Origin of the sequence: Brevibacillus borstelensis (genome assembly GCF_003710865.1) — a bacterium.
GTDB classification, from domain to species: Bacteria; Bacillota; Bacilli; order Brevibacillales; family Brevibacillaceae; genus Brevibacillus; species Brevibacillus borstelensis.
In genome coordinates this window covers 1-19,634 of record NZ_RHHO01000035.1, presented here as the reverse complement: position 1 = coordinate 19,634, position 19,634 = coordinate 1, and the positions used below count along the sequence as shown (strand labels likewise).

The 19,634-nt window shown below is 50.5% G+C and carries 18 protein-coding genes; 7 read left to right on the top strand and 11 right to left on the bottom strand.

The features are described from left to right. Positions 1-179 precede the first annotated feature (179 nt). The 3 genes from EDM54_RS17325 to EDM54_RS17315 form a co-directional block, all read right to left on the bottom strand. On the bottom strand, positions 180-1,025 hold the full coding sequence (locus tag EDM54_RS17325; protein ID WP_122958557.1) for a nucleotidyltransferase domain-containing protein: 846 nt from the start codon (positions 1,023-1,025) through the stop codon (positions 180-182). 111 nt (positions 1,026-1,136) lie between these two features. Next, positions 1,137-1,337: a hypothetical protein gene (locus tag EDM54_RS17320; protein WP_003386797.1), complete on the bottom strand. Its 201-nt coding sequence runs from the start codon at positions 1,335-1,337 to the stop codon at positions 1,137-1,139. Between the two features lie 88 nt (positions 1,338-1,425). Further along, entirely contained in the window at positions 1,426-2,346 is a 921-nt protein-coding gene (locus EDM54_RS17315; protein ID WP_003386799.1) for an aldo/keto reductase, read from the bottom strand. A 128-nt stretch (positions 2,347-2,474) separates the two neighbouring features. Between EDM54_RS17315 and EDM54_RS17310 the strand changes: the two genes are divergently transcribed. Next, complete coding sequence (locus tag EDM54_RS17310) at positions 2,475-2,699, top strand: YczF family membrane protein (RefSeq protein ID WP_003386801.1); 225 nt, start codon at positions 2,475-2,477, stop codon at positions 2,697-2,699. 6 nt (positions 2,700-2,705) lie between these two features. Here EDM54_RS17310 and EDM54_RS17305 read toward each other — a convergent pair whose 3' ends face one another. The 4 genes from EDM54_RS17305 to EDM54_RS17290 all read right to left on the bottom strand — a co-directional run bounded on the left by EDM54_RS17305 (position 2,706) and on the right by EDM54_RS17290 (position 7,376). Then, the gene (locus tag EDM54_RS17305; protein ID WP_024984846.1) at positions 2,706-3,833 is read right to left on the bottom strand and encodes a GerAB/ArcD/ProY family transporter; all 1,128 of its coding nucleotides are present in this window, start codon (positions 3,831-3,833) and stop codon (positions 2,706-2,708) included. Between the two features lie 20 nt (positions 3,834-3,853). Beyond that, positions 3,854-5,080 (bottom strand): Ger(x)C family spore germination protein, encoded by a 1,227-nt coding sequence (locus tag EDM54_RS17300; RefSeq protein ID WP_122958539.1) that lies wholly within the window; start codon positions 5,078-5,080, stop codon positions 3,854-3,856. Next, positions 5,070-6,704 carry a spore germination protein gene (locus EDM54_RS17295; RefSeq protein WP_228006657.1) on the bottom strand — a complete coding sequence of 545 codons (1,635 nt, stop codon included), beginning with the start codon at positions 6,702-6,704 and terminating at the stop codon, positions 5,070-5,072. Before EDM54_RS17295 ends, EDM54_RS17300 begins: the two co-directional genes overlap by 11 nt. 303 nt (positions 6,705-7,007) lie before the next feature. Beyond that, positions 7,008-7,376, bottom strand: a complete 369-nt coding sequence (locus EDM54_RS17290; RefSeq protein ID WP_052259727.1) for a sigma factor — start codon at positions 7,374-7,376, stop codon at positions 7,008-7,010. A 241-nt stretch (positions 7,377-7,617) separates the two neighbouring features. Here EDM54_RS17290 and EDM54_RS17285 point away from each other — a divergent pair, with 241 nt between their 5' ends. The 3 genes from EDM54_RS17285 (at position 7,618) to EDM54_RS17275 (ending at position 9,642) form a co-directional block, all read left to right on the top strand. Further along, positions 7,618-8,559 carry an MBL fold metallo-hydrolase gene (locus EDM54_RS17285; protein WP_122958537.1) on the top strand — a complete coding sequence of 314 codons (942 nt, stop codon included), beginning with the start codon at positions 7,618-7,620 and terminating at the stop codon, positions 8,557-8,559. 119 nt (positions 8,560-8,678) lie between these two features. Continuing rightward, a complete protein-coding gene (locus tag EDM54_RS17280) occupies positions 8,679-9,281 on the top strand; it encodes a TetR/AcrR family transcriptional regulator (protein WP_024984841.1) in 603 nt (200 codons plus the stop codon). A 34-nt stretch (positions 9,282-9,315) separates the two neighbouring features. Next, positions 9,316-9,642 (top strand): DoxX family protein, encoded by a 327-nt coding sequence (locus EDM54_RS17275; protein ID WP_371862617.1) that lies wholly within the window; start codon positions 9,316-9,318, stop codon positions 9,640-9,642. 175 nt (positions 9,643-9,817) lie between these two features. Here EDM54_RS17275 and EDM54_RS17270 read toward each other — a convergent pair whose 3' ends face one another. Continuing rightward, the gene (locus EDM54_RS17270) at positions 9,818-12,157 is read right to left on the bottom strand and encodes an S-layer homology domain-containing protein (RefSeq protein ID WP_228006658.1); all 2,340 of its coding nucleotides are present in this window, start codon (positions 12,155-12,157) and stop codon (positions 9,818-9,820) included. A 247-nt stretch (positions 12,158-12,404) separates the two neighbouring features. Next, positions 12,405-12,890: a translation initiation factor IF-3 gene (infC, locus tag EDM54_RS17265; RefSeq protein WP_122958556.1), complete on the bottom strand. Its 486-nt coding sequence runs from the start codon at positions 12,888-12,890 to the stop codon at positions 12,405-12,407. Between the two features lie 182 nt (positions 12,891-13,072). Between infC and EDM54_RS17260 the strand changes: the two genes are divergently transcribed. From EDM54_RS17260 to EDM54_RS17250, 3 genes are read left to right on the top strand one after another with little or no spacing between them, the layout of a single operon-like run. Then, entirely contained in the window at positions 13,073-14,680 is a 1,608-nt protein-coding gene (locus tag EDM54_RS17260; RefSeq protein ID WP_122958534.1) for an SWIM zinc finger family protein, read from the top strand. After that, positions 14,677-17,589 (top strand): DEAD/DEAH box helicase, encoded by a 2,913-nt coding sequence (locus EDM54_RS17255; RefSeq protein ID WP_122958533.1) that lies wholly within the window; start codon positions 14,677-14,679, stop codon positions 17,587-17,589. The genes EDM54_RS17260 and EDM54_RS17255 overlap by 4 nt, the downstream gene beginning before the upstream one ends. A 7-nt stretch (positions 17,590-17,596) precedes the next feature. Next, positions 17,597-17,839 (top strand): hypothetical protein, encoded by a 243-nt coding sequence (locus EDM54_RS17250; protein ID WP_122958532.1) that lies wholly within the window; start codon positions 17,597-17,599, stop codon positions 17,837-17,839. Between the two features lie 291 nt (positions 17,840-18,130). On the opposite strand, the gene EDM54_RS17245 is transcribed toward EDM54_RS17250, so the two are convergent. Together EDM54_RS17245 and EDM54_RS17240 are read right to left on the bottom strand one after the other, a co-directional pair. After that, entirely contained in the window at positions 18,131-18,331 is a 201-nt protein-coding gene (locus EDM54_RS17245; protein WP_003386816.1) for a DUF1801 domain-containing protein, read from the bottom strand. A 98-nt stretch (positions 18,332-18,429) separates the two neighbouring features. Beyond that, positions 18,430-19,290, bottom strand: coding sequence for a DNA/RNA non-specific endonuclease (locus EDM54_RS17240; RefSeq protein WP_031933043.1), 861 nt, complete (start codon positions 19,288-19,290; stop codon positions 18,430-18,432). Between the last annotated feature and the right edge of the window lie 344 nt (positions 19,291-19,634).

Sequence of the window (19,634 nt, the reverse complement as noted above, 5' to 3'; positions counted from 1 at the left end):
TAACATGTAAGAATGGGCTACCTCAAAATAGACACCCTATTTGAGAAGTAGCCCATTTTTTTAATAAAAACCAATCAGAACCGTTTAACGGAAGAATGTGTTAGCACCCAATACCACTCCAAATTCTTGGGCGAGTACTACCATACGCATGGTGCTTTCTGCTCAAATAGCGGGTACTGTTAGCTGCCTAATAGCTGCTCCACTTCAGCTACCAGCTCCCGAAGCTGCTCTACCCCTCTTCTCGTGCTTGCCTCCTCTACAGACAACAAGGTAATGACCTGATCGATCCTGGCCTTGTAGTCCTTTGGCTTGACAGAAAAACGGTCGATCATCATTGCAGCCTTTTTCTCATTGATGCAATATTCTTCATTCTTGGCAAATAATACTTGGTTCAAGCATGCAATCGCCCGAAAGCAGCAGCCAGCCACGTAGGTCACATCATCTTTGTCAACGTTTTTATCAGCGAACATCAGAGAGAACGATGCTTCAAACATGAAATACCCGATCATTGCCTGCTGCAAGGCTTTTGGATACGGCTTGGTTTTCGCTTGCAAAGCGGCTAGTCTCTTGGCCGGATCGCATAAAATCCGGCAGATCGACAGCTCGCCCATATACATCACATTCAAATAAGCATGTGGATGCCCGGTTTGGTAATTCGCGGTGACAGAACCTGACAGGCAATCATCGATTACTTGCGAGACCCTGTTTACATCGCGAAAGATAAAGTCCACATGGTACCCTTGAACGACCAGCCATCCTCCGCCGTTTACCCACGGACCCCAAGCGCCCAGAGGTGTGATGATGTTTTCTCTGTGCTCGTCATCCAGCTTCGTGGCGATTTTTCCGATCTCGGCTGCGTCAAAACCACCGGCTTCGTCATAATAAATGCCGATGTCGATGTCGGAAGTGGGGCGATGAGTCTCTCTAGCTCTGGACCCGCCTAATACGATTCCTACTACGCCAGGTACGCCTTGCAAATGTTTCGCAACATCTTCTATGATTTTTTGTACGGTCAAAAAGCTCATCTCCATTTTTTGAATCTGATCATCTACAGTTATTTGTCCATTTTTTCACCCTCCGCTGATACGGCAACCTGGCCATGCCATACCTTTATTGTTTGATCGCATGAGGCGCTGCTATATGTGATGCGTAAATAAATAGGACAAGAAGAAGTAAGCGCTGATTGCGGCTCCGCCCATGAAAAGAACTCCGCTTTTCGTCTTCTTCTGAAACAGATGAAGAAAGCCAAAGCAGAAAAGAACTCCCGTTACACTAAAATACGCGATGCCCACCCAGAACACATTCCACGGCAAAAGAGACAAATCTACCGTACCCAAAAAAACACCACCTTGTTTCTACTTTTCTCTCGCTTGAAAAACAGTTTTGTTTTATTGCTTGCAAACGGGAATGGCATTGGTTTTCCAATCACGCCTTCCACGCTTGTGGATGGTCCTCGTTCACCAGCTCTGCCGCTTTGGCGTTCGCTTCCACCTGAGATGGACTCTTGCATCCCGGAATCACCGCAGTGACGGCAGGATGCTTCAAGCACCAGGCCAAAGCCCACTGTGCCATGTCCGTACCCGCAGGCACTTCGTTTTGCTTGATCTCTTCGACCTGCTGCAGCAAAGAGCGAACGCGCTCCTGGTCGTGATTATGGCGTACGTCATTTTCGGCAAAGACGGAACCCGGCTTGTACTTGCCGCTCAGATAGCCGCTTGCCAGCGGGACGCGAGCCAGCACCCCCAGGTCATTCTCCATGCACGCGGGGAAAACCTGCTCCTCAGGGGTACGATCCAACCGATTGTAGACGACCTGTATTGTCTTGGCGTTTACCTTCGGGGCCGATCCTGTCTGATGAATGTTGTCATTCTTGGCGATGGAGAGGCCGAGATGGCGAATCTTCCCTGCTTGCACCTGTTTGTCCAGCACCGTCCACAGCTCGTCATTGTCAAAGGCTTCATCGGGACCGGAGTGGAACTGATACAGATCGATATAGTCGGTCTGCAGCGCCAGAAGTGACGCGTCCAGCTGTTTCAATACATCGTCTGCACTGTAGTTGTTCGTCCGTGTAAACTTGTCGTGGAAGTGATGGCCGAACTTGGTCGCTACCACCCAGTCTTCCCGTCGATCCTTTTTCAGGAAGCCGCCGATCAACCGCTCCGACAAGTGATCGCCGTAGCACTCCGCTGTGTCGATCAGATTGATGCCCAGTTCCTTGGCTCTGTGCAGGATTCGATCCGCTTCCTCCTGGGAGAAATCCATACCCCATTCGCCGCCGAATTGCCATGTCCCGATGCCGACTACTGACACCTTCAACTCTGTTTTTCCCAATCTGCGATATTTCACGAGAAGCCCTCCTCTATCTTTGCTAAATTGCTCTGAGCCCCGGACTGTCTCCCTGCATGCTTGCGGGAATAATCCGTGGTGATTGGCAGAAAATACGCGTAATGTCTCTTCCACAAGAGGTGGACTCCATGAAAAGCTTGTTGATCTTTCTTTTCCTGACAATCCTGTCTCTGCTATTTGCAATGGCAATGGATGTTTTGATCGGCCTGGGTGCTCCGGCATCCTTGCAAAATCTGGCAAACCTGTTCTGGATCATGTCTCCCGCTGAATATATCCTCGTCATTTTCCTATTGATCGTGATTGTCTTTCACTTTGCGCACACCTTCAAGCATGCAAAAGAAACGAAGCGATAACTCGCCTTACCTCTGCTGTTCAGTGGAAAAGCCACTTTCCCCGCGATTGCCGAGAAGTCTGCGAATAAAGGAACCAACCAACAAAAACAGCGGAATGACGGTCACGAATAACTCAAGCGTATATTTCAAATAAAAGTCCCCTTCTACAGAATGCTCGGCATGACTGCCGGCGATATTCATGGAGGAGAACAGGATGATTACCCCGATCGGGAGGATCAGGCTGCGAAGCTTATCCACCTTGAACAGATCGGCAGCACCGATGACCGCCGAATAATAAAAGATGGAGATTTTAAAGAAATTGACGATGATCAGGGTAAAGACGACAAGCGCGTCCAGTCTTTGCAGGAAATTGGCAATATCCACCTTGCTGAGAGTGATCAGCAAGGGAAAGGTTGAACGCTGGACGAGGTCAGCGCCAAGAACGGAAATCTCCAGAGCGGTTATCAGGCTTAAAATGATCCCGCTTACAATCAACCCCGTCATCCCCGCCCGTCTGGCACGCCCCGGCTTTGCCAGATAGGGAAGAATCATGGCAAAGCAGATGATCTGTCCGAACGGAAAGGTGTAGGTTTGCGACACGACAGCCTGAAAGATGGGTTCCCATCCGTTCTCCAGAACTGGCTGAAGAAGCGTAAACTGGACGATCCCCGAAAATATCACCAGCAGGATGCCGACACAGACCAATATCATCACAATGCCGAAAAACACTTCCCCGGTTCTGGCCAATACCTCAAACCCTTTGTGCAGCACGTACGTAATGGCAGCAAGCATAAGAAAATGCAGCAGGAACAAAGGGGTCTCATCATACACAGAGTTAAACAGCAAATCGCCGATGTCACGTGTAATTCGAGCCGACCCATAAATGAAAAAGGCGACGTACAACAAGGAAATGGGCCACCCAAGGACATTTCCGAGGATTTTTCGTATGTAGCCTGTCAAAGGAATGGCAGGATATTGCCGATACAAATACAAGTATACCTGAAAAATAAGCAAACCGGCTATCAGCCCTGCCAAAATGGCGAGCCATGCATCTTGTCCCGCATCGGCTCCCAAGGGGATAACCAGTGAACTGCCTAATTCAAATAATACAATCAAGCAAAACAATTGTCTTGGACTGATTCTGATTTTTTCCATGTGGGATGGTCACCCCCGCTTCATTCATTCCTGACTTTCTTGTCTCGCTTTAGTAAATATGGTTCAGTGATCATCCCTGGCTGGCGGATAAACGCTTTCACCTTCACCTCCACTGGCAGTTGGGAAAAGCGGTCTGGCCAGTCCAGCTTTAAATGCCCCCATGCCTTCGGGTCTGCCCGGCGGATTACTTCTCCAAATCCAAAAATATCTGTTTTGTACTGTTGGGCTGCTTTCACGGCCGACATGATCTGAAGCATCGTTTTATCTTCCAGCTTGTTTGCCAGTTCGTAAATGACCGCTGGACTGGACAAATGAATGGCGCATTTGACATCTGCAATGCTGGCTTCTTCCGTTATCGTTACGGTGATTTGCGGCTTTCCTTGAACCACCTTTCCTTGGATATCCGTCTTGGAACGGGTAATCTCGATTCCGACTTGATCCTTTTTTCCATCGCAATCGACCATCAAAACGGAGCTTTTTAAACTGCCGTGAAGCCAATTCACACCGCGTGCTTGCTCTCCTTCCAGCCAACCCACCAGCTTCCCGGTTCTAAATGCCCCGATCCCGCCGATCTTCTCGATAACATCCGGCTTGGTCAATTGGATATTTTCCACACGCTGGCCGGCTCGCGGATTTCCAAGGAGCTCGACCGCGCTTATCATCGGTTCTCTCCCTGGGTTTCCAATAGCCCGGATTACATCATCGAACTCGATTTTGATGCTTTCTCCCCACAGCTCTTCGGAAAATTCCAATGCGCCTACCCCTGCTGTTGCTGGAATCTTTTCCATCGGTGTGACGATTGCCAGGACTTCTTGGGCAGTTCTGCCCTTGGCAATAACCAAGCGGGCCGTCAAACGGATTTCATTGGACCGCTCAAAAGAGTCTAACACCCCGTTGATGCCTTGGCGGGCTAGCTGTTCGCCAATCATGATGTAGCGAACATGGGAGAAAAAAAGCCGTCGCGGTGCTTTTTGCGAGGCTTTTCGAGCGGCCTCAAAAAGGGTTTCCCCCGTTTCCGTATAAACGGTGACTGGCCCCATGTTTTCGTCCCCTTGCCCAACCGTTCCCGAAATCACGGCGGAAGGGTTGACCACTTGAAAAGAAAAGACGTGCTCATTCTGATTCTTTCCCTTGTCCAATCCAATCGCGGTAACGATGGCCAGCGTACCAAGCTCCCGATTATTCCAGCAGCCTGTCAAAAGCAGAAGGGCCATGCACAAGATCATCAGCAGGCTTCTACTCCTCATGGCGCTCCCCCTCCGGCCTGTTATTCTGCTTTTTCAACATCGAGTGTCCGCTTGGCTCCATCTTTTTGATGTTCTTTTTGTTTATCGCTTTCGTGCGGGTGGCAAGCATCCAGAGGGGCAGCCGGACGAGCGCATCCTTTTGGTCATCCATCTGAAACGGGGCATAGGGGCTCAAATACGGAATGCCAAACGAGCGCAGACTGCTCAAATGCGCAACGAGAACAATCATAGCCAGTGTCAATGTGTAAAAGCCAAAAGTCGCCGCCAGGATCATCAGAACAAAACGGATGAGCCGTGCCGACACAGCAAGATTGTACGCAGGCGTGGAAAAGCTGGCGATTCCCGTAATGGAGACGACAATGACCATCGCGGGCGAGACAATCCCTGCCTGTACCGCTGCCTGCCCCAGGACGAGGGCGCCAACGATGGACACCGCCTGGCCCACCGCCCGCGGCATGCGGATGCCGGCCTCTCGCAATATCTCAAAGCTCAGCTCCATCAGCAGCGCTTCGACCAGCGCCGGAAACGGCACACCTTCGCGGGTAGCGGCCAGGCTGAACAGCAGTGGAGTCGGAATCATCTCCTGGTGGAAGGTGATAGCGGCGATATAGATGGACGGCCCCAGCAGGGATATCAAGAAGCTTGCATAGCGGAGCAAGCGGATAAAGCTGCTGATGTCATAGCGTTGGGCGTAGTCGTCGGATGCAACGAAAAACTGGGTGAACAATGCGGGTACCAACAATACAAACGGGGTCCCGTCTACGATGATGGCCACCCTCCCATCCAGAAGGTAGCGCGATACCAGATCGGGACGTTCGGTATTGTACACAGTGGGAAACGGCGTCATCGTCTGATCCTCGATGAGCTGCTCAATATTCCCCGCCTGCAGAATCCCGTCCACTTTTATGCCGGTCAGCCGCTGTCGTACTTCTTCTACAATTTGGTCACTTACAATCCCGTTCATGTACATAATAGCCACATCGGTATGGGTGATTTCTCCGATCCGATACATCTCCAACCAGAGATTCGGGCTTTTTATCCGTCTGCGTATGAGTGAAATATTCGTCGATATGGATTCATTAAAACTATCCTTCGGTCCCCGGATCGACAGTTCGGTCGTAGGCTTTTCGATGCCTCTCCATTCTCCGCCAGACGTGTTGCAGCCGATAGCCACCGGGAAGTGATCAATAAAAATAATTGTGTTCCCGTCCATAACGGTGTTCATGACTTCATTCCAATTTTCAACCGTGTCGACTTCTCCGACCGGCAAGGCGTGATTTCGGAGAAAATGAAAGACCTGCTCTCCGGATGCTTCGGAGAGGCGCCCCCTATCTTTGGAGAGCATCAGCGGCTGGATGACAAATTCGTTTAGCTGGGGCTGATCTACCAGACCCTCGTTATAAATGGCCGCAACCCGAATTTGCGGATTGCTCCCCAATTCAAACTGACGCACTTTCAAATCAGGGCTGTTTCCTGTTTCTTCCCGAAACCTTTTGATGTTGATGTCAAGGTCTGTGTCTAACGGGCGGTGACCGTCATCTATGGCGGAACCTTGATGGTTCTCGTCTCTGTTTCGGTTGCTGCTAGTCCTTGTCTTTTGAGTAAACTTCCTGATGAACTTCATCTTCAACACCTATATCCCCATCGTAGTATGTAAATTATTTGCAATCTATCAGGGGGATATGCACTTGAAAGACTCGCCCGACTTCCTGCAAAACAAGAAACAAGACGAAGCAGCTTCAGCTTCGTCTTGTTTCGGTTCGGCTTCGTCTTTTCTTGCCTTTGTTATCTCAGTTGATCTGCTATGGACAGCAAATCCGCTTTGGTAACATTCTTGGATGTTGAAGTAATGGTGTAGAGTACAGCGGCCCCGTCTTTTTGCTGAGTCCAGTTGAGTGCATGGGCCTCTTTTGATTCAATGAGGAAATTATTTGCAATTTTTGTGCCGCAGAAAAAGTGATTCCGAATCTGGGCTCGGCTCAGGCAGCTCCATGAGCTTGCCTCGTTCATACAATCGAAATTTGCGCCATAGCTTCCGGTTCCAGTTGCGTACCTGTCGGATAACAACACCGGTTATCCAGGATCGGAACGGTTTATCAAAGTCGTACCGGTACAGCGATTTAAACACTTCTACGTAGACCTCACTGACGACATCAGCTGCATCCTGCTTGTTGTTGACAAGCAGCGAAACGGTCCCGTACACATAGTCCTTGCTGTGTGCGTAGATTTTGCGAAAAGCGTCCTTGTTGCCGCTTCTCGTACTGCGGATACACTCATGCAATTCTGTTTCTGTCATAGGCGGCCGGCCCCCTAGTGCTTATTTCACTACATATTGGTTCCGACATCCGAAAAGGTTCGGTTATCAGTTCAAAGCAAATATAAACAAGACTCGAAAGAGGTATGTATCATCTATAAGAATTTACACTGCCTGGCACAATCACGAAAATACTGCGGCTAAAAAATGCACATCGATCTCTTTACTTCAAAGTTGGGTCGTTGCTATAGTGATTACGATGCTAAGCAAAAGGAGTTTTGGCATGCTACCTACATTGTTATCGTGGCTGGGCGGGGCGCTCGCTGTGCTCTTCGTCATCCTGCTGGCTTATATCGGGTACCGCTATTGGTACCACATGGGCCGGCTTCCGAAACCCCCATCCCGGTCTATCCGGAATAAACCGATGCCCGCAACCTGGAAAGATGAAGAGGTTACGTTTACCTGGGTGGGACACTCAACCATTCTAATCAATCTTTTTGGCACAAAAATTCTGACTGATCCCGTGCTTGGGGAAAAATTGGGGCTTCGCATCGCGGGGATTCACTTTGGGCCGAAGCGTTATACGCCACCCGCTCTGAGCTCTGCGGAAATCGGAGATGTGGACATTATTTTGATCTCTCACGCTCACATGGATCACGTCGATCTGCCCAGCTTGCGGGAGCTGGCTCGTCCATCCATCCATGTCATCACTGCAAAAAACACCAGCAGACTGATTGCCCGCATGCCTTTTGGTTCGTATGAAGAAATTGCTCCGCATGAAACCGTACGTACTGCCAGCGGAGTGAAGATTACGGCTATCCCTGTCCGGCACTGGGGCAACCGCTTTCCATGGAATAAAGATTATGGCTATAACGGCTACATCATTGAAAAAAACGGGGTACGCATCCTCTATCCGGGAGACACGGCCTACACATCATTTGAGGAACTTCCTCGTGCTTTTGGAAGCATTGACATTGCCTTTATGCCGATAGGTGCCTATAAGCCCGATGCATATCAAGCTGCCCACTGTACTCCGGAGCAAGCTTGGGAGATGTTTAAACAGAGCGGAGCCAAATGGCTCGTTCCCATCCATTGGAATACGTTCGTTCTCTCCCAGGAGCCTGTTGAGGAACCTATTCAACGGCTGCTTGCGGCAGCTAGCGATGAAAAAGACCGCATCGTCATTGAGGAACAAGGCGAAACATTTGTCCTTCCAGTCTCTTAAGCTGGAAGGGCTTTTTCTTTTTCCCCTCTATCTTCTTGACTGGAAGTTGATTCCTTTGTTACATTACTCGTAAGTAACATTACTTTTGAGTATCTTTTTGTGGAGGAGGATTGGCTATTGTGGTTCGTGAAAAGGGGTGGAAAGGGAAGGAAAGTCGGAAGCGGCTGCTGGAAGCTGCTGCGGAAGAATTTGCATTGCGGGGATTCCACGAGACAAAAATCAGTACGATCGTAAAGCAGGCGGGATTGACCCAGCCATCTTTTTACCTCTACTTCGCCAGCAAAGAAGCCATTTTCGATGAAATCATCCATGACTTTCGGTCTGGTCTGGGCGAGCTTACGGCGTCCATCCGTCTGGAACCAGGGATCGAGCCGGAGCATTTGCTGCAGCGGATCGTACAGGCGCTGGAAATGGTTTTCAGCTTCCTCGTCCGCAATCCGCATATGACTCGAATCGGGCTCTTCCTTGCTCCGCAAGCGGAACAGATCAAAGAAGATCTGACTTCTCTCCTGCTTGAAAACTTGCGTGCCGAGCAGGAAGCGGGTTACTTTCGGGCCGATGTGGAGATGGCGACGGTCGCGGAATGTCTGCTCGGGATGATTGAGCGATTGACGGTTACACACCTGTTGCCGGGTAAACAAACGCCAGCACGATTGGCGAAGCAGGTCGTCGATGTTCTCATGTACGGCATGCTGCCCCGGGAGTCAAAGGCCAAAGAATAACATAATGGAGGAATAACCGGTGGGACTGATTATCATGCAAGCCGTATTGTCGCTGTTTCTTTTGTCAGGGGGTATCATCAAGCTCGCACGCGTTCCGTTTCAAGTCGAGCATTGGAGCCATTATCACTATCCTCTCTGGTTCATGTCCGTTGTCGGCATTCTTGAGATCGTGGGAGCGCTGGCGCTGATTGGCGGAATATGGAACCGGTATTTGGCCATTGGCTCCGGGGTACTCTTTGTCGTTCTTATGGCGGGGGCGATCCACGCCGATCTGTTTCGAGCAGAGCAGCCGATTGTCACCATCCTGCCGGCGGCAATCTGCCTGATTCTATCTGTCATCGTTATCAGCTCAAGGCTCTGAGGATTCACCACAAGACAGCAGCTATAAAAACCGTAGACCATTTACGCTTCCCTTGCTTTCATGAGGCAGTCGTACAACGTAAAAAAGATTCAGGATCGACTCAAAAAATGAGCCCGATCCTGAATCTTTTTGATTTCCCCTATATTCTGTTCCCTGCTGAACGGAAGGCTACCCGTTATCGCTTGTTTACAACGATCAGATAAACCTGGCCGTCCGCATTCGTCCACAAGTCGACTTTATCGGAAGACTTCACTTCGTCCTCATCCATATCAGAACCGTCGTAGTATTTCACTTTTGCGTCCTTCGACAGCTTGATGCTCGTGGAGACGTTGTTGAAGAAGACGTATTTATCTCCGTTTACACGGGCTTCAATTCCAATGAACTTTTCTTCTTCCTTGGTCAGAGTGCCTTGTACAACGGCTTTCGTCACTTCGCCTTCACGGTTCATTGTCAGTGTAACCAACTCAAATTGGTCGACATCATCTACCGTATCCGCGTTCAGGACCTTGTATGTCTTGCCGTTTACTTCGATCTCGGCCGATTTGGTCGAGCCGTTTTCATTCACCACTTCTACAGAATCGACTACGCCGCTGAGTGTTTTGGCAGCACCAGTCACCGCTTTTACCTTGCCGTCGTTGTTCAGTACGAGTGTATACTCTTTGTCGTTGGTGTCTGCATTGTCATCAATCGATACTCCGGAAAGAAGCTCATAATCCTTGCCGTTCACCGTAATGGTTTTACCCGATTTCTCGGTTACATAGCCCACTACCGTCTGCTTCTCAGCAGTCAGCTCGACGATATCATTGGTTCCCAGATTGTATTTCCAGCTGACGATCCGGTAATCATTCAACTGGTCGGCCTTGATTGTTGTTGCGGAGACCGAGTTTCCGTCGATAGTCAGCTTCGCGTTTGCCAAGATGTCGTAGGTTTTGCCGTCAACCTTGATCGTCGCCAGTTTCGTCTGACCTTCATATGCTGTCGTATCGTCTACCAGCTTGCCTTCCGAGACGCCTACGCCCTGCTCCACTTTGATCAAATTTCCGTCCTGGTCAAAGGTGAGAACGGCAACGCTGTTGTTTTTCAGATCATCCAATTCCGATACCTTGTCCTCGTCGACATAGAGCTTCGTATCTTGAAGAACTTCGTATTCATACCCGTCAAAGCTGATCACGTTGTCATCCGCATCGACCTTGATCGTTTGTGTCGTGCTCAGCTTCGTGTAGGTGACAGCAGACGCTTTTCGGTCAACATCCAGTGTCAGCTCAACGAGGTCCCCTTTGGCAATGTCAGCGAACGATCCCGTTGCTTCCTTGGCCAGCGGATGAGTTTTCCCCTTGATGACAGCATTTGCGGTCAATTCATACGTTTGATCGCCGACTTGAATCTCTTTCTTCGCTTTTGTGCCGCTAACGGTCGAGGTCTTTTTCACGAGACCGCTCGTTGCGTTATCCGAAATGGTAATGGAGGCTACCTTTCCGTCCTCATCCATAACGGCCACGAATTTCTTGCCGATGTGAGAGCGGGAAACCGTTACGCCGCTTTCTACTTCCAGGATGATCTCTTTCCCGTTTACGATCGCCTTGAATTGTTTTTCGTCCCCAACCGCGCTGGAGAAGTTCAGGCCTGTTTTCACGATGCCTTCGACGATATTGGTGTCAGCAGTCACTACGTTCAGGAAAGCGATTTTTCCGTTTTTCACGATGTACTCGACTTTGGCTCCTGCCACGATGCTGCCGAATACTTGCGCATTGTCAGCGATCGTCACTTCTGTTTTTTGTCCGGTCAGCTTCAGTTTTTTTGTAGATTTGTCGTAGGAATCGACAGTTCCTTTTACGACAGGAAGCTTCTGGACCGTGCCTTTTGCATTTCCGTTCTTGTCGTAATAAGCGCCATTGGCGTAAACAGGCGTCTCCATGAAGAAGTCGGTGAACTTGGCTACGACATCACGTCTTGCTGCTGCAGTCGGTTCGTCCTTTGAATCGTAAATGCCCGCCTTGTTGGCTTCGAGCAGATAGGGATAGTACCATTGTCCGGTAGTCGAAGCCGGTACGCTGATTTTCAAGCCTTGTACATAAACGGTCAAAGCTTCTGCGACTTTCACGGTATTGTTCGGTTTAAATGTGCCGTCCGGGTACCCTTTGATAATTCCCTGAGAAACGGCAAGATTTATGTAGCCTGTTGCCCAGTGATCCGCCGGCAGGTCTTTAAACGCTGTTTTTCCTTGCATCAGCTTGGCTTGCTCGTCGGTGTATCCCATTGCCAACACGGCAATTTTGGCAAACTCTGCACGAGTAACCTCTTTTTCGGGCTTGAATGTGCCATCCGTATAGCCTTTCAGGACTCCGGCATAATTCAGCTTCAGGATCGCTCCTTTATAAGCATTCGATGCAATATCGGACAATGGAAGAGCAGTTGCGGCCAAACCGGTATTCGACACCGCCAAAAGCCCGGCCATAACAGCGCCTGCCAGTCCTTTTTTTACTGTTTTTGTCGATAAAACTTTGAAATGATGCAAAATAACTCCCCCATTACTCATTTTGATTTTTGATTTTTTTTGGGATGCATGATGTTTGCGGTCACGAATCGTACTTTTCGTAAATTTTGGTCATATACGATTCTGTCAGAAATAGTCTATACGCTTCATGAGCAGGTGATTACTTGACGATGGATTGTCGAGAAAAGTTGCAAGGGAAAGGATGGTAAAGAAAAAGTGCGCTGTTCAAGGCTAACTGACAATATACGACAACAAACTATACAATTTCTCAACAAGGAAAAAGCACGGCAACCACTTGCTTCCCGCTCACCTGGATGCCCTTTTCCTGTCTCCCGCAATGACCCAACTCTTTGACAAGCTGCTCGATCAATTCTTTTGCCTGCTGTGTCTCTTTTTTCTCCAAACGAACACATAGCTGTACGGCATCTCCGAAGTGCAGGATTCGCTCCGCCTGCCTTTTTTTCGTATCGTAATCGTGCTGTTCAATATATGCACTAAGACGAATTTCCTTTGTTTTATGGCCTTGCGCCGCTTTGCGCTCCTTTTTCTTTTCCTGGACGCGCTGTTGTTGATACTCATCCCGACTGACAAGCTTGCATGGCGGCGGACTTGTAGCCAGTGACAGACAAATCAGATCGACATTCAGCTCCTTGGCCATACGCAATGCTTCTTTGGTAGAAACGATGCCCAGATTTTCTCCCTGAAGTCCGGTCAGCTCCACTTCGGAGGCTTTGATTTTTTCATTCATCAGCATATCGCTGCACCGTCCTCTTTCGATTTCGTTCCTTCCCATTTTCTTATACTTTCCTAAATAGTCAAGGCACGCAGCATGGTTTCGATGATGCCTCATACGGTTTGTGAAACGATCCGTTTTTGTTTCTGCGGCCGTTTTCGGTATAATGGAGGGATGACACTTGGCACGGAGGCATCGACTACATGTTGCAAAGAGAGTTAACGCGGGAACAAGTCAAGCAACTGGGCGAACAAATCCTCGTTAACATGGAGGAACACATCGTGGAGCAAGGATATCAGTACTTTACCGATGGCATGGTGTTTAACGTTCAGGCGGAAGATGGCGCACATCTCCGCAGCGATGTGCAGGGATCTGCGGTTTACCATGTGGAAATTGACCTGAATGCCTTTGCAAACAGCACCTGTACCTGTTCGTATGCCCGCTATTGCAAGCACATCGCCGCTACCTTTTTTCAAGCATACAGTGTGTTTGAAAATCCCCGAGCCTTTATGAACGTACTGCACAAGCCGCGGAGCACTGTGTTTTCTCCCGCCATGCTTGTTCCTGCCTATAAAAAAATCGTAAAATCCGGGGCAAATCCGACTCCCTCCGCTTCGCTAGGCGCTTCCCTGCGCCCAGAAAGCAAGGTAAGCGATTGGTGGAGCTTCCTGGAGAAATGGACACGGAATCTCCCGCTGGCCATGGAAACAGCGCGCCCGTCTTCGGAGTTGTTTTCCAGCTATGAAAACGTCCTGGGAGTTACAAGCTCCTGGCCGGAAGAGCTGGCACAGCTATTTTCTGTTCACGCCAACCTGTTTCATTTGCTGAAGCTGCAAACGTTCGTAAAAGACGTGCGCTCCTCCTACTGGGCTTCCGACTTGACGCAAACGGCTGACAGGCTTGTCGAGCAGCTGGAGGCTGCCCTCTTTTATCTGGATGCAGAGAGCTTGCGGAAGCATTTCTCCTCCCACCTGGAAGAGACACACGAGAAAAGCAAGGAATGGAAGCATTGCGATTCTGCCACGATTTACTGGATACAAGCATATCGCCTCCTGTGGTGGTACCTATTGAACACCCCTGCTTGGATACAAGAGGAAATGGATGAGCTGGACCGCCTGATCAAGAACCCCGTCCTGACCGACGCCGAGCGTGAAAGGTTTTCGATCCTGCAAGCGCATTTTTTGGTTATGAAAGGGGAAGACGAAACAGCTCTCCGGATATGGAATGGATCGCAGTCGCTTGCTTTGTCCTTCTATCTGCCTTACATGAAAGCTTTTGCGCGGCATGAAGAATGGGAACGCTTCTTGTACTGGGTCGATAGGCTGGAAACCTTGATCGGGACAGCGGATGGACCCGAATACCGCCTGGTTGCTGCCGTCTGGCGGGAAGCGATGGAACGGCTGGGCAGATCGGCCGACTCCGGCGCGATGCTGAAGCGTTTTTTGCCGGCAAGCCTGACCGACTACTGCGCCTACTTGTTTGAAAACCGGCAGTACAAGCAATATCTGGATGTACTCATGACGTACCAAAGCGCTCTGGAACAGATGAATCAGCAGCAAGCCAAGATCATTGAGGACCAAAAGCCCCTTCTTCTCCTGCCGCTGTTGATCCGTGAGATCAATCAACAGATCGGGTCGCGAAATCGCTCGGGTTATCGGGAAGCGGCGAAACTGCTGAAAAAAGTTCGGGCCAGTTATCAGAAAGCCGATCAGCTTGACGTTTGGGAGCGTTTCATACAAGGGCTGGCAACCAAGTATAGCCGTTTGCGGGCATTTCAAGAGGAGCTAAAGAGAGGGAATCTGATTTCATGAATGTTACTTTGCATATGTTTCTCACCGGAGGACTCTTGCCGGACGGTCGTTTTTTCCTCAAGGCTGAGGACTGCATGGGCAATCCCGTGCATCCGGAGCGGGCGGCAGCCTGTCTGTTCGCCTGGGATGAACACTCTTTTTATGGAACGTTTATCGAAAAAACAGATCAGGTCATCCTGCTGGAGCCGCTGGAGGCTCTCCGGTTTCTCGTGTCACCGGGGTGGCTTGAGCACGTTACCTTTACGCTGAGTGAAGACTTGGCCGGTTACCGGACAGCCGCCGGGACGATCATGGATGCCCTTGCAGCCGGCAACTTCCTGCCGAGCTTTTCCGATTGGCAGAATGGCCGCTATGGCTGGAAGCTGGCTGATCCGCGTGAACCGCTGCCAGCCTCAGGAGAACGCTTGCTTTCTCTCGTTATAAACGATCTTCTCTCCCAGAGGGGCGGGGTACGGAATGCCTGGAACGGACTGCTCAGACAGTTTCCTGCGCTCGATGTGCTGGGAGAAGACATGTCGCCCCATCTGGGGGAATCGGAATGGCTGCAAACGATTGGACTTGTCCCCGACAATACTCCTTTCCGCACCTGCTTGCAGCTGCTCGAACCGAAGGGTGACGAGGCTGACTGGTCTCTCAAGCTTCTTTTGCAGGATCGGGATTTGCCCGACCGTGTCTTCGAGCTATTGTCGGAAGACCTGGAGGGCCAACTCGCGGTATTCCCGTTGACGCTCGGAAACCAAGACGAGACCGCCCCGACTGGTAACGCCATCATGACGACCGCCATGCCGGACGATTGGCGAGAGTATCGCCACCGTCTGAGGCGCGACATCGAGAAGTGCAAGGAAATTCTCCCATGGATGGACAAAGGAGCAAATGACACCCCTCTTTCTGCCCGATTGTCCAATGAGCAGGCCTGGACGTTTCTGACGGAACACAGTTTGCAGCTGGTGCAAGCAGGAATCCACGTCTTCCTGCCCGTTTGGTGGGAGCAGGTCAAGCGGACCAAACCTCGGGTGAAAATAAAAGTGTCGGCGCATTCCTCGGGAAGAAGCCCGTCCTTTTTTGGCATCAATCAAGTCATGGATTTTGAATGGAAGCTTGCGCTCGGTCCGCTCGAGCTGAGCGAAGCGGAATTTCGCCGATTGCTGGACCAGAAACAGCGTTTGCTGAAGGTCCAGGGACAGTGGGTGCAATTGACTCCCGCGCTGTTTGCGCAAATGCAGGAGACATTGAAGGGAACGACAGGAAAGAATGGGCTCACGCTGCGCGAGGTCATGAAGCTCTATCTGGCCGGCACAGAGGAGCCATCCGACCCGTCATGGGAGGAATGGGACCGGCCATCTGCCCTTCCCGTCGAGGTTGAGCTGAACCGGCATCTCTTTCAGTTCATGGCGAAGCTCCAGGATACAAAGCGCATACCGCTGATCGAGCAGCCACCCGGTTTTCAGGGAGAGCTGCGCAACTATCAAAGGGAGGGCAGTTCGTGGCTGCTCTTTTTGCGGCAGTTTGGGCTGGGAGCCTGTCTCGCGGACGATATGGGTCTGGGGAAGACAATCCAGTTCATTACCTATCTGCTCTTTCTGAAGGAAACCGAATCACGGCAAAGCCCTTCCCTGCTGATCTGCCCGACCTCAGTGATCGGCAACTGGCAGAAAGAGCTCCAAAGGTTCGCCCCGTCTCTTTCTGTTTACGTGCACTACGGTACGGCTCGGCATAAAAATGAGGCATTTATCCAGGCGGCACAGGAAGCTGACCTGGTGATCACCTCCTATTCCCTTTCCCATCTGGATGAACAGGAGCTCGCTTCTCTTGCCTGGAGCACCATTTGTCTGGACGAAGCGCAGCACATCAAGAACGCCCAGACCAAACAGGCGACATCCATCCGCAGCTTGCGTGCCGGACATCGCATCGCTTTGACCGGTACACCGATCGAAAACCGTTTGACGGAGCTTTGGTCGATTTTCGATTTTTTGAATCCAGGCTACCTGGGTAGTTTGCGCGATTTTTCGCAGCGTTTTGTCCATCCTATCGAGCGTGATCAAGATCAGACATTGGTTCAGCAGGTACAGCGGCTCATCCAGCCGTTTTTGCTGCGGCGCGTAAAAACGGACCCGCATATCCAACTGGACCTGCCTGCATTAAATGAAGGAAAAGAGTACGTCACACTGACCGCTGAGCAAGGTGCGCTGTACGAGACAACGATCCAGTCGATGTTTGACCGGCTGGACCAGGCTTCGCCGATGCAGCGGCGCGGGCTGATTCTGACAACGCTTACCCGGTTAAAGCAGCTTTGCGATCACCCCGGACTGATCGACAATGGACTCGGCGCGCCGGATGAGAAGACGCGCTCTCCGAAAATCGAGCGCTTGCTTGAGCTGATCAGCGACATTCGGCAGAAAGGCGAACGCAGCCTCATCTTTACCCAGTACATCGAGATGGGCAAGCTGCTGCAGCGCGTCCTCGAAAGAGAAGGCTATGGCCCCGTCCTGTTTTTAAACGGCTCTACCCCAAAGGAACAGCGGGACTGGATGATCTCTCGCTTTCAAGATACCGCCTTGCCTGACTCGGAGCGTGCTTCGATCTTCATCCTTTCCCTGCGGGCAGGCGGAACCGGCCTGAACTTGACGGAAGCCAACCACGTCTTTCACATCGACCGATGGTGGAATCCCGCCGTCGAAAAACAGGCGACGGACCGGGCGTACCGGATCGGTCAGCAGCGCAATGTGCAGGTCTATAAATTTATCTCTCTCGGGACGATCGAGGAGAAGATCGACGAAATGATGGAAAGAAAGCTGAGCCTCAGCGAGAAGATTGTCGGCAACGGCGAAAACTGGATAACCGAGCTGTCCACGCAGGAGCTTCGGGAGCTGTTTCTGCTCCGCAGCGAGTGGCTTGATCTGAAAGGATAGGTGACCCATGGACAATGCATCTGGAAAACAGCTCTCGACTGAGATCGAGCCGGGTATTTCGCTTTCTGCGAATACGGGCGGATCGCCTTCAGTCGGCAAGGACCAAAATGGCATGCTTCAGTCTGGTCAAGAGCAGGAGCGGGCAGAGGTTCCTGCCGACCGTTCCGGACACAAACGCGAACAGGCAGAGCTTCCGGAAGCATGGCGCCGGTTTTTCGAGGAAGTCAGAAAGAGAGTTGCGGAGAAGTGATAGTACACACCCACCCTCTCCCGCCCCAAACTGGATAACGCTTTCCGTCAAGCTTGTTTCTCCGGCTGAACCTAATACAAGGAGGACGTAGTACCAGCAAAGCTCCCGCCATCTGAAAAGCAGATGGTATCGTAGCGGCATTTGGGAGCCCGACAACAGATACTGCCGCATACGTGCAAAAACAGATCACTTGATGGAACATAGATGCCATTACGTGATCTGTTTTATTATGTTGGGCTATTTTACTTTTGTTCTCCGTTAGTTGAGCGACATTAGATTACCCTGTTTATCCTATTCCCGCCAAAAGGTTGAACAGCCTGCCTTATCCAAGATATTAATAAATGTGCCGTGATCGGTAAACATAGGCTGATTCCACTTCATTGCTGGCGTTAAATTTGGAAATGTTGCAGCTACCCAAGCCAAAACCGCTTCTGTTCGGGCCCGATGTTGCGGGTTGTCTATGCGGGCTAAAAAATCCTGAAAAACTTCCATGTTGTTCCTCCAAAAAATAATGTATTCATGCAGGGATATTACTCAAACCCACGTTAAACCAGCTACTTGTCGCCAGCGACAGCGGAACCTGGCTTTTTTCATTCCGGTTCTCGGCCAAAGACAATGTCTGACGGCTGTTGAATCCGGTGCTGCTCCGGAATATTGATGGGCCCCGCCGCGGGAGAGAGTCGCTTCCAAAAATAGAGCGGATTTGCCTCGTACAAGCTGTGCATGAACAACAGCTCCGTCTCTTTTGTAATGACAGCGAGCGGTACCTGGTACGTCTCCAAGCGCTCGTACTCACAGGAATCATGCAAACGATCCGGCCTTTGCCTGATGACAAATGACAGGCTCGTCAGCTTTTGCCTGACGGTAAAAAATACGCACTTCCAAAAACCGAAAGGAATTTTGATCTGACATCCCGGCTCGCCGTGGACGCCGCAGTACTCTTCATCTTCTTCCTTGCAAATCGGTCCTGTGAAGACAAGCATTTTCTTTTCGTTTTCCAAACCGTCCAGCACCCAATCCTCCAGGCAATTCCATATTCCGGTATTGAAGTGGTGGTACTGCAGGGCGATATTGGCATAGCAAAATGAATCGTAATTGGCTTTTTCCGCCTCGCGCCGATCCCCCCAGCACACGTCTTTTCTTCGGGTCAGATGCCCTTTGTCAAAATCATTTTGGGCGTAATATTCGTGGCCCGCCTGATTCTCCTCGCCGATCCGCGGATCAAAGTGCCAAGACTTGTTATCCCTCGGAATCTGCACCATCCTGCTTTCATCCACACAGGCTGCTGAATAAATGGCGCATTTGCGTCTCTGATTCATAACAATCGAAAAATGCGTAAAATCGTACACTTTTCCATTATGCAGTGCATCCTGTGCCGTTTTGCCGATTAACAACGGCAAGGGAACCTCGTGTTTTTCTCCCAGAAAAAAAGGATCGTAGCCGGTACTCATTTCGTCCTCTCCTCCTTCTGATCACGAGAATGGTAAACCGCAGGCGGCCTTGTTCTGATTATACCTTCGTTTCCTTGTGATTTTTGTCGGTTTGTGGAACCTGCTCGCATATAGCAAAAATCGAGTAGGAGGGGGCGACTAACCCCCGTCCTCTCACACCACCGTACGTACCGTTCGGTATACGGCGGTTCACCAAGCTTGACGAATTTGAGAATATCGTTGCACTAAGCTTTTCAGCCCTTGTTGTTGCCAGTAGGCAATGCCGAGGGCTTTGTGTATATGCGGAGATTTTGTGGTACGCCATGCACCCTTGCGGGTATTTGCAATTTCAATGGCTTTTACAT